At 72.1% G+C, this 10,017-nt stretch carries 8 protein-coding genes; 5 read left to right on the top strand and 3 right to left on the bottom strand.

Going from position 1 to position 10,017, the window contains the following annotated elements:
- Positions 1 to 62: 62 nt before the first annotated feature.
- Positions 63 to 1,061 (top strand): PLP-dependent aminotransferase family protein, encoded by a 999-nt coding sequence (locus ACFWZ2_RS40295; RefSeq protein ID WP_384554578.1) that lies wholly within the window; start codon positions 63 to 65, stop codon positions 1,059 to 1,061.
- Positions 1,062 to 1,130: 69 nt separating this feature from the next.
- Here the strand turns inward: ACFWZ2_RS40295 and ACFWZ2_RS40300 are convergent, their stop codons facing one another.
- Both ACFWZ2_RS40300 and ACFWZ2_RS40305 read right to left on the bottom strand, forming a co-directional pair.
- Positions 1,131 to 1,775 carry a GNAT family N-acetyltransferase gene (locus ACFWZ2_RS40300; RefSeq protein ID WP_384554580.1) on the bottom strand — a complete coding sequence of 215 codons (645 nt, stop codon included), beginning with the start codon at positions 1,773 to 1,775 and terminating at the stop codon, positions 1,131 to 1,133.
- 46 nt (positions 1,776 to 1,821) lie between these two features.
- The gene (locus tag ACFWZ2_RS40305) at positions 1,822 to 2,619 is read right to left on the bottom strand and encodes an alpha/beta fold hydrolase (protein WP_384554582.1); all 798 of its coding nucleotides are present in this window, start codon (positions 2,617 to 2,619) and stop codon (positions 1,822 to 1,824) included.
- Between the two features lie 528 nt (positions 2,620 to 3,147).
- Between ACFWZ2_RS40305 and ACFWZ2_RS40310 the strand changes: the two genes are divergently transcribed.
- Genes ACFWZ2_RS40310 through ACFWZ2_RS40320 form a run of 3 tightly spaced genes read left to right on the top strand, consistent with a single transcriptional unit; the run spans position 3,148 to position 7,006 of the window.
- Positions 3,148 to 4,302, top strand: coding sequence for a hypothetical protein (locus ACFWZ2_RS40310; protein WP_384554584.1), 1,155 nt, complete (start codon positions 3,148 to 3,150; stop codon positions 4,300 to 4,302).
- Complete coding sequence (locus tag ACFWZ2_RS40315; protein ID WP_384554585.1) at positions 4,302 to 6,071, top strand: DUF6182 family protein; 1,770 nt, start codon at positions 4,302 to 4,304, stop codon at positions 6,069 to 6,071. Before ACFWZ2_RS40310 ends, ACFWZ2_RS40315 begins: the two co-directional genes overlap by 1 nt.
- Positions 6,068 to 7,006: a TauD/TfdA family dioxygenase gene (locus ACFWZ2_RS40320; RefSeq protein WP_384554587.1), complete on the top strand. Its 939-nt coding sequence runs from the start codon at positions 6,068 to 6,070 to the stop codon at positions 7,004 to 7,006. Before ACFWZ2_RS40315 ends, ACFWZ2_RS40320 begins: the two co-directional genes overlap by 4 nt.
- A 70-nt stretch (positions 7,007 to 7,076) precedes the next feature.
- On the opposite strand, the gene ACFWZ2_RS40325 is transcribed toward ACFWZ2_RS40320, so the two are convergent.
- A complete protein-coding gene (locus ACFWZ2_RS40325) occupies positions 7,077 to 8,237 on the bottom strand; it encodes a cytochrome P450 (protein ID WP_384554589.1) in 1,161 nt (386 codons plus the stop codon).
- Positions 8,238 to 8,657: 420 nt separating this feature from the next.
- On the opposite strand from ACFWZ2_RS40325, the gene ACFWZ2_RS40330 reads away from it, so the two are divergent.
- A partial coding sequence (locus ACFWZ2_RS40330) for a condensation domain-containing protein (RefSeq protein WP_384554591.1) occupies positions 8,658 to 10,017 on the top strand: 1,360 nt, incomplete at its 3' end.

A 10,017-nucleotide genomic window follows, 5' to 3' on the forward strand; every position in this document is an offset into this window, starting at 1 on the left:
CGCCCGGCGGCCAGATCCGCGAGCTGATCGCGGACTCACTGCGCAAGGACGAGGGCATCGACGTGCCGCCCGAGTCCGTCGTGGTCACCGTCGGCGCCCAGGAGGCGATGCTGCTCGTGGTGCGTGCGCTCATCGCGGGCCTCGAGGACGTGCTGCTCGTCTCCAGCCCCTGCTACGTGGGCATCACCGGCGCGGCGTGGCTGCTCGACATCCACCCGGTCGCGGTCGAGGAGGCCGAGGGCGGATTCCGCTGTGCCGACCTGGCGGCGGCGATCCGCGTCGAGCGGGCCCGGGGGCGCTGTCCCCGGGCCTTCTACGTCATCCCCGACCACTCCAACCCCTCCGGCACCACCATGTCGCTGGAGACCCGCAGGGAACTGCTCGAACTGGCCGCCCGCAAGGGCTTCCTGCTCCTTGAGGACAGCCCGTACCGGCTGGTCAGCCCAGGTCGGCAGCTGCCGACCCTGAAGGCTTTGGACACGGACCGGCGGGTTGTCCACCTGGGGTCCCTGTCCAAGACGCTCTTTCCCGGGTTCCGGGTCGGCTTCGCGATCGCCGACCAGCCCGTCACGCGGGCGGCGGGCTGCACGAGCCTGCTCGCAGACGAACTGACCAAGATCAAGTCCATGGTGTCGGTGAACACCTCGCCGGTCAGCCAGGCTGTGGCGGCTGGCATGCTGCTGACGGCGGACGGCCGCGCGTCCGAGCTGAACGTGGCCACCGCCGCGTTCCACCGGGACGCGATGAGGGCCACCCTGCGGGCGCTGGAGGCGGCCTTCCCGGAGGGCGAGCGCGACGTGCTCGGGGTGCGCTGGAACGAGCCGACCGGAGGCTTCTTCCTCGCCGTCACGGTGCCGTTCCGCGCGGACAACGCCGCGCTGACGCGCTCGGCGGAGGGGTTCGGGGTCATCTGGACCCCGATGTCGTACTTCTATCCGCAGGGCGGGGGCGAGTACGCACTCCGGCTGTCCGTCAGCTATCTGACGCACGACCAGATCATCGCGGGCATCGGCCGTCTGGCCCGGTTCGTCAGGAGCGAGGCGGCCGCCACCCGGACGTGACCGCGGATACGGAAGGCCCCGTGGGGCCCGGTCAGGAGCCTGGGCCCCACGGGGCCTTCCCCACAACCGCTACAGGTCGCTCGCGGGCACCTGCCGCGGGTCGCGCGACAGCGGCCAGGGAGCGAGCCGCGGGTCGGGGATTCCCTTGTCGGCCGTCTCCGACTCGGCCCTCTCGAAGCCGCGCGCGAGGTAGTTGCGCACCGCATGGCGGTGGTCGAGCGAGCTGGTGCGCAGGTAGACGTACGAAGCGGGCTCGGCGCCCGGCCCGCCCCAGTCGACACCGCCGCGCCAGGCCAGCTCCACGCAGGCCGTCAGCAGCGCGCCGCCCAGGCCCTGCCCGTGGAACTGGGGCAACAGGCCGAACAGCACGATCTCCACGGCGCCGCCAGGCTGGACCTCCAGCTCGAAGAACCCGGAGACGGTGCCGTGGACCGTGGCGATCCATGTTCCCAGGGACTCCCGGTGGACCCACGCCTGCCAGGTCTCGTGGTCCCAGGAGAAGCGGTCCGTCCAGCACACCTGGGAGCCCACGGCGGCGTACAGGGCGCGGCTCAGGTCGACCGACGGCACCTGGGAGCGCTCGACCCGCATCGGGACGTCCGAGCGGGCCGGACGCAGCCGGTCGGGCGAGGACATCCGCAGCGTCCACGTGATGACGGTCCGCCGCACGATCTTCGCCGTGGGTCCCGAATCGATGAACTCACTCTGTGTCACAGCGAGGCCTTACGTGAGAGGGCGAACGGAGGACGGATGAGGGCCGTCAGTACTTGTCCAGGAACTCGACGATCGCGGCGTTCACCGCCCCGGGCCGCTCCAGGTTCCCCAGATGCCCGCAGTCCGGGATCTCCACGTGGTCGCAGCCGGGAATGGCCTCGGCCACCTCGGCCACCAGGTGCGGCGGACAGATCAGGTCGTCGGAGAACGCGATGGTGCGGCACGGCACGCTGATCGAGCGCAGCACCTTGCGGCGGTCGCCCGTCCGGTCCACCCCGACCTGGCCACCGCCGCCGCTGCCGTCGGTCAGCTCGAAGATCTCCAGCCAACCGCTCGCGGCCGTCTCGTCGTTGAGGGTCGCCGGGGACAGCATCTCCAGAGCCGTGCGCATCGCCTCGTACTTCGCGGGCAGCTGCACACCGCTCTTGCGCAGCGCCAGGTCCGCCTCCGTCAGCGCCCGCCGCGTCGCGTCGGACCGCGCGCGCGTGGCGATCAGTACCGCCGAGCGCACCAGGTGCGGGTACCGGCTCGCCAGCTCCTGGGCGATCATCGCGCCCATGGACATGCCGACGATCCGGCACGGGCCGAGGCCCAGCGCCTCGATCAGGCCCTTGGTGTCAGCGACCATGTCGGCGAGCGAGTAGAGCCCCGGGGGCGCGTCGGAGGCGCCGATGCCCCGGTTGTCGAAGATCACCGTCTCGTAGCCCGCCTTGTTGAGCGCCGGCGTCTGGTGCGTGGTCCAGACGTGGCCGGCGGCGCCGGATCCCATGATGAGGAGGACCGGTTCCCCCTGGCCCGAGCGCTGGTAGGAGAGCCGGATGTCGTTGGCGGTCATGTAGGGCATGGCGCGCCCCCGCTCACAGTCGTGGTGTGCAAGAGGGTCTCCCGGTCGTCGTGGGCGAAGGCGCCGTGATGGACGGAGTCGCTGTGGTGGAAGGGAAGTCGGGGACGCCCCCCGAGAGGCATCGCACCGGCTGTCGCGCACCGCGCTGGCCGTCGCGCGCGGCGACCGCCCGCAGGGCTCCCGCGTGCGGTGGTACGGGTCCATGGCTGCGGGCGCTGCCGGGCGCCCCACCATGACACCGCCCCGACTCGCCGATCAAGCCGTCCGTTGATCACCCCCGGGGCCCCGTCGGTGCTGTTCAACCAGGATGCGGGTGCAGTTGAACGGCCAAGCCCCGCCGTTGACGTGGCGGCGTGCGCCGGGGGCATAGTGGATCTCCGACCGTGCCCGTCGGGAGCCCGGCGAGGCCGCCGCAGCCGGGTCCGCCGTCCCCGCGCGCTCCTGGCCCCGCCGCGAGGAATCCCCCCCGTCCCGGCGGGTGCCGGGAGCACAGGATTCCGCCCCACACGCACCCGATGGGAGGACGATGTGGCCCCGCGCCAGCTCACCACCGCCGCGCACGCCCGGCGGGTTCTGTTCGCCCCCGTGCCGGTGGCGCCCACCAAGCCCCTCACCCTCAGCCACGTCAAGGGGCTCCTGTGGAGCGACGTCATGCACCGGGCCACCCGCCTGCCGCACCACGTCGACCTGCACTACAGCTGGAGCGTCGGCGTCCTCAACGCACAGACCCTCGGCTTCTGGGACCACCTCGACCGCACCCGGCCCGGCGCCGACTTCAGCACGTGCGACGAGGAGGAGGTCGGCGCCCTCTACGTCGCGTACCAGCGGGACCGAGCCCCCAGGGACCGCCTCGACCCCGCCGTGCGGCGCGCCGCCGAGGCCGGCGGACCACCGCAGCCCGCGGGCGCCCGCATCCTCGACCTGTGGGGCGTACGGCTGCGCGAACTGGGCATCGCCGACCCGGGGCTGCGGACGGGGGCACGCCCGCCGCTGAGCCTCGACCAACTCGTGGCGCTCCTCGCCGACCTCGGCCTGTGCGTTGACCACCGCCGCTGGAACGGCCCGGTGTACCTGGACGGCACCTGCGGCTGGCTGACGCTGCGCCTGCTCGTCGGCGCCGACGGCACGGCCAACTACCTTGCCTGGCTGCTGCGCGACCTCATCCCGCACCTGCGCGCCTACAACGACCTCGTCCTCGCCTGCGACCGCGACTCCCTCCCCCGACTACGTCCTGCTGCGGCACCTCCTGGGCAGGCTCGGCGCCCGAGTCCACCTCGTCGGCCTCGGCCGGGTGCGCACCAGCGGCGCCCGCGGCCCGGTCCTCTCGTCGCGGCACGGCGGCTGGCAGGGGCTGACCGCCGCGGCGCTGGCCGAGCGCCATCTGGACCGGGTGGGGCCCGACGCGTACCGGCTCGGGCTGCGCCTGTACTTTGTCGCGACGCTGGGCCGCGGCGACCGGCAGCCGCACCGCGCCGAGCTGCTGAACCGCTGCATGGCCCGGGCCGCACGCGTGCTCAAGGACCAGTCCGGCCCCCGGGATCCGGCCGACACCGCCGGCCTGCTGCGGCGCGGCACGCCCGCCCCCACCCCTACGTGGATCCCTACCGGCTCACCACGGCGCTGCTCGCCCAGGCCCGTCGGGGCGGCGCCGACGGCCGTCTGCTGAACGAGGTGTACGTGTGATGCTGAGCCAGCGAGAACTCCGGGAGGCGCTGGACGCCCGCGTGCGCGCGGCCGGGGCGCCCGGCCCCCGGGCCGCCGCCGTGGCCGTGCTCCACAGCTGCGAGCTGCCCCGGTTCGCCCAGTCCGTACTGGACTTCACGGCCGCGCTCGCCCCGGACACCGCACGCACCTGGCTCGCCGACCACACCCGCACCGTCTTCCTCGCGGGCAACCCGCGCAACCTCGCCTCCCGGCTGCCGCCCTCCTTCACCAGCGCCGACGGCCGGATCGCCTGCACCGTGCCGCTGCGTACCCACCAGGAGTACGGGCCGTGGCTGGCGCGCAGCGCCGAGGGCGAGGCGCGGGTGCTCACGAGCGAGACGCCCCGGCTGTTCTTCACCACCAGCGGATCAACCGGCGGCCGCAAGCGCGTCCCCGTCACCGAGAGCTTCGTCAAACGCGTCTACCTCCCCTTCTTCCAGGGCGCGATGGGGGTGCCCGCCCAGTACCACCCCGAGGTGTTCGGGCGTGGCGCTGTCTGCCTCAACCTGCGCCACGACCGGCTCGCCCGGCCCGCCGTCAGCGCCTCCGGACGGCCCAGCCTCGGCCCCAGCCAGGCGGACCTGCGCGGCGGCTTCGGCTTGCGCCTGGAGCAGCCCGGCAGCCGCGCCCCCTGGGCCGAACTGCCCGTGCCCGTCGACGACCATGCCTACCTGGACAAGCTGTACGTCCGCATCCGCATGGCCGCCGAGCACGACGTGCGCTCCGGCATCGGCCACAACCCCACGATGATCGCGATGCTGCCTGAGCTGCTCGCCCAGTGGTGGCCCGACCTGCTGAAGGACATCCGCGACGGCACCCACCTCGGCGAGCCCGGCGGCACGCCCAACCCCCGGGGTGCCGCCGAGCTGGAGCGACGCGCCGCCGCCGCGCCCGGTGGCCGGCCGACGCCCGCCACCGTCTGGCCCCGCATGCGGCTGCTGTACTGCTGGACGAGCGGCCTCGCCTCCCTCTACCTGCCCCGCCTCAAGGAGGCGTACGGCCCCGACGTCGTCGTCCTGCCCACGCCCCCCGCGGCCTCCGAGGGGCCCGTCGGCGTACCGCTGGACCGGCACCCGACCGCCGGGCCGCTCGCCGTGTCCTGCGCGCTGTACGAGTTCGTCGACGCGAGCCAGGACGTGACGCCCGACAGCCCCACCCTCCTGTACGACGACCTGGAGCCGGGCCGCGACTACCACGTCGTCCTCTCCCACCTCGGCGGCCTGTACCGCTATGTGCTCGGCGACATCGCGCACGTCGTCGACCGGGTCGGTACGGTGCCCAGGGTCGAGTACGCCGGGCGCGCCACGCTCTCGGACGCGGCGGGCGAGCGGCTGCGCGAACTGCACGTCGTCCGCGCCGTGCGGGAGGCAGCCAAGGCGGCCGGAGTCGACGTCGTCAACCTCACCTGCCGAACCGAGGACGGCCCCGACCGCCGCCCCCCACTACACGCTGGCCGTCGCCCTGCGTCGGCCCCTGCCGGCGGCCGGGCTGCCCTGCTTGCAGGACCTGGTGGACGAGGAACTGGGCCGGGTGAGCCGCGACTACCGCAACGCGCGGTCCATGGGCGCCCTCGGCGCCGCCCGCGTCGTCCGGTGGCCGCCGCGGCCTTCACCGAGCACTGGCACCACCGCCTGGCGGCCGGGATGCGGCCCCCCGAGATCAAGGACCAGGTGTTCCAGCACGACCCCGCGGCCTGGTCGCGCCTGCGGAACCACGGACGAGAGCGAACGGAGACAAGATTGGCATGACTGATCCCAAGGACTGGAAGCCGCTGGAGCTGCGCCCCGAGGACGGCCGCACCGGCGCGGAAGGGGTGTGCGAACTCCTCGCCGGGTCGGAGGACTTCGGCGACTTGCTCGCCCGCGAGAAGGCCGTCGTCTTCCGTGACTTCGAGGTGGCCGAGCAGGACATCGAGTCCGTGATGGACCTGCTGCTGCCGAACCGGCTCGAGTACCTGCACGGCACCTCGCCGCGTACCAAGCTCGGTGGGAACCTCTACACATCCACCGAGTACCCGCAGCACATGACCATCGCCATGCACAACGAGCTGTCCTACAGCCACCGCTGGCCCGAACGGCTCTTCTTCTACTGCGCCACCACACCCGGCTCCGGGGGCGCGACGCCCGTCGTGGACGGCGCGCTGTGGCTGGCGTCCCTCGACGAGGAGGTCCGCGACGCGTTCGCGGCGGGCATCCGCTACACGCAGAACCTCCACGACGGCTTCGGGCTCGGCCGCAGCTGGCGGCAGACCTTCGAGACCGACGACCGCGAGACCGTCGAATCCTTCCTGACCGCGGGGGAGTTCGACTGGGCGTGGAATCCCGACGGCGGACTGCGCATGACCAGCCCCATCCGGCCGGCCACCGTGCGGCACCCGGTGTCGGGTGCCGAGGTCTGGTTCAACCAGGCCGACCACTTCCACCCGGCCGCGCTCGGCGACGAGACCGCGCGCGAACTCGCGCAGATCCTCCCGCCCGAGGAACTGCCCCAGTCGGTCACCTTCGCCGACGGCAGCCCCATCCCCGACGCGTACGTGCTCCACATCCATGACCGGGGCTTGGAGACGGCCGTCGACGTCGACTGGCGCCGGGGCGACTTGATGGTCGTCGACAACGTCGCCGTGGGCCACGGACGGCGCCCCTTCGCCGGAGACCGGCGGGTCCTGGTGGCCATGTCCGACTGAGCCGCCGCGGCACGCGAAAGGGGCCCACCTCGGCAGGTGGGCCCCTTTCGGCGTACGTGCTCGTCTGGCCTCAGACGACCTTCATCCGGACCGGCAGGGTCTCGGGGCCGTTGACCACGATCGAGTCGAGGAGCTTCGGCTCCCCGTCCGACTCGATGTGCACACCCCGGCTGAGCAACTCGCCGTACAGCAGCCGCAGCTCGACCCTGGCCAGCATGCTGCCCAGGCAGAAGTGCTCACCGAAGCCCAGGGACAGGTGCCGGTTGGGCGTGCGGCGCACGTCGAAGACGTCGGGAGCGTCGAAGACGGTCTCGTCCCGGTTGGCCGACGGCAGCCAGAAGACCACTTTGTCGCCCGCCTCGATCCGCCGCCCGTGGATCTCGGCCGGCTGCACCGCCGTCCGCATGATGTGGATGGCCGTCGACGTCCAGCGCAGCACCTCCTCCACCGAGGACGGCAGCAGCTCCGGGTCGTCCCGCACCGCCTGCCACTGGTCCGGATGCTCCAGGAAGGAGAGCATCCCGCCGGCCGCCGCGATGCGCGTGTTCTCCGTGCCGCCCACCAGCAGGTTGTCGCAGTTGAGGATGACATCGTCGGGGCTCAGCCGCTCGCCGTCCACCTCCGCCGTCGCCAGCACGCTCACCAGATCGTCGCCCGGGTCCGCCGCCTTGTCCGCCTGGAGCGTCTCGAAGTACCCGAGGATGTCGAGGTGGGCGAACCGGCGCGTGAGCGGGTCACCCGCCCCGAAGGCTCGGCTCGTCAGGTCGTAGAGATGCTCCCAGTCGGACTCCGGAACACCCATCATCTTGCAGATCACATAGAGCGGGATGCGGGCCGCCACATCGGTGACGAAGTCGCAACTCCCCATCTCCAGCGCGTTGTTCACTACGCCCTGCGCGATGTCCCGCATCTCCGCCTCGAGGGCGCGCACCGACCGCACGGCGAACCAGCCGTCGACCAGCCCCCGCAGCTGCTTGTGCCGGGGCGCGTCCGTCAGGGCCAGCGTGCGTCCGCCGCCCGGGTCCGCCCCGTGCTCGGCGGGCCGCAGCAGGATGCCCTGGGCCGAACTGAAGGTCTCCGCGTCCCGGTAGGCGGCCCGGATGTCGTGGTAGCGCGTCAGCGACCAGAAGCCCGGCAGCTCGGTCGGCTCGTGCCAGTGCACCGGATCGTGCGTGCGCAGCCAGCTCCATTGCGCGAAAGGATCGCCCTGTGAATAGAGTTCGGGATCCACCAGACTTATGTGCGGCGCGGAATTGGGCATGCGGGTGTGCCTCGCAGATCTGTGGGTGACCGGAAATACGCGACGATGCGCGACCGGAAGGCAATCGGCGGACGCTTCTGGCGATCTCCGGCGCCCGCTCACGTTATAGGCGTCCATTACGGTCGCAGGGCGCGTCCGACTCCGTCAAGGAGCACCGCGCGCCCGGCGCACGTGCGTTCAACCACCGTACTCCGGCAGTTGAACGCCCATCGGAGCCGCATTGATCACCGCCGGGCCGTGGGCCATAGTGGGTCGCCGCTAGGCGCTGAAGAAGCGTGAATTGTCAGGTCACGCTTTGTGTAGGAGGAGCTGGGCGGTCATGCGCCATGCCCCGGTGGAGGCGGCCCGTGCTGTTCCAGTCGATGAGCTGAACGATTGGAGTGCGTGGGAATGGCGAAGAGCGAGGGTGAGCTCCGCGAATTGATGAGCGGACAGCTCGGCATCTGGTACGCACAGCAACTCGCCCCCGACAACCGGGCCTTCTTCCTCGCGGAGTACCTCGAGATCCACGGCCCCGTGGATCTCGATCTCCTCGTACGGACCGCCGATCTGCGCGTCCGCGAGATCGAGGCGCTGTGCCTCCGCGTGCGCGTGGTCGACGGGACGCCGATGCAGTACCTGCACGACGCCCGCGACTACCCGGTCCAGGTCGTCGACGGCAGCGGCGAACCCGACCCGCGCGCCGCGGCCGAGGCCTGGATGAACGCCGACCTGGAGCGCCCGGCCCAGCTGGAGGGCGGCTCGCTGTTCAACGCCGCGGTCATCAAGGTCGAGGACGAGCTCCACTACTGGTACGTCCGCATCCACCACCTGGTCATCGACGGCCACGGCAGCGTCGTCATGGTCCAGCGGACCGCCGAGATCTATGCCGCGCTCCTGGCTGGCCGCGACCCCTCCGAAGGCGCCGTGGAGCCCCTCTCCGTCCTCCTCGACGCCGACCGCGACTACCGCGCGTCCCCCGAGTTCGAGGAGGACCGGCGGTACTGGCTCGACCTGCTCGCCGACCACCCGGCCGTGCACGGCGGCGACGCCCACAAGTCCCGGCGCGCCCAGCGGGCCCCGCTGCGGCACACGGACGGCATCGACACGGACGCGGCCGCCTTCCTCAAGGCCGGCGCGCGCCGCCTCAGGACCAGCTTCCCCGGACTGATGATCGCGGCCGCCGCCCTCTACCAGCACCGCGTCACCGGCGAATGCGAGGTCACCATCGGCCTGCCCGTCCGCGCCCGCTCCGGCAAGCGGACCCTCGACGTGCCCGGCATGACCTCCAACATCCTGCCGCTGCGCCTCACGATCGGCCCCGAGGCCACCGTCGAGGACGTCGTGCGCCAGACCGCCCGGGCGATCCGCGACGGGCTGCGCCACCAGCGGTACCGCTACAAGGACATGCTCAACGACCTGAACATCGTCGACGGCGACCTGTGCGGGCTGCACATCAATGTCATGGCCTTCGACTACGACCTGCGCTTCGGCGACAGCCCCACCGTCGCCCACAACCTGTCCACCGGCCCCGCCGACGACCTCCGCATCGACATCTACGACCGCGCGGGCATGCAGATCAACGTCGACGCCAACCCGGACGTCCACGACCTCACCGAGGCCGCCGCAGTCTCCCGCCGCTACCTGAACGTCGTCACGTGGCTCGCGGGGGCCGCGCCCGACGAACTCGTCGCGCGTGCTCAGCTCGTGGGCGGGGCCGAGCGGCGTCGGGTGCTTGTCGACTGGAATGACACCGGCGCCGATGTGGTGC

The sequence above is a fragment of the Streptomyces sp. NPDC059002 genome (assembly GCF_042740435.1).
In the GTDB taxonomy this organism is placed as follows: Bacteria; Actinomycetota; Actinomycetes; order Streptomycetales; family Streptomycetaceae; genus Streptomyces.

Coding starts and splice junctions, on each gene's coding strand:
- ACFWZ2_RS40305 (WP_384554582.1), bottom strand. CDS start 2,619: ATGCCCTACATGACCGCCAACGACATCCGGCTCTCCTACCAGCGCTCG.
- ACFWZ2_RS40315 (WP_384554585.1), top strand. CDS start 4,302: ATGCTGAGCCAGCGAGAACTCCGGGAGGCGCTGGACGCCCGCGTGCGC.
- ACFWZ2_RS40320 (WP_384554587.1), top strand. CDS start 6,068: ATGACTGATCCCAAGGACTGGAAGCCGCTGGAGCTGCGCCCCGAGGAC.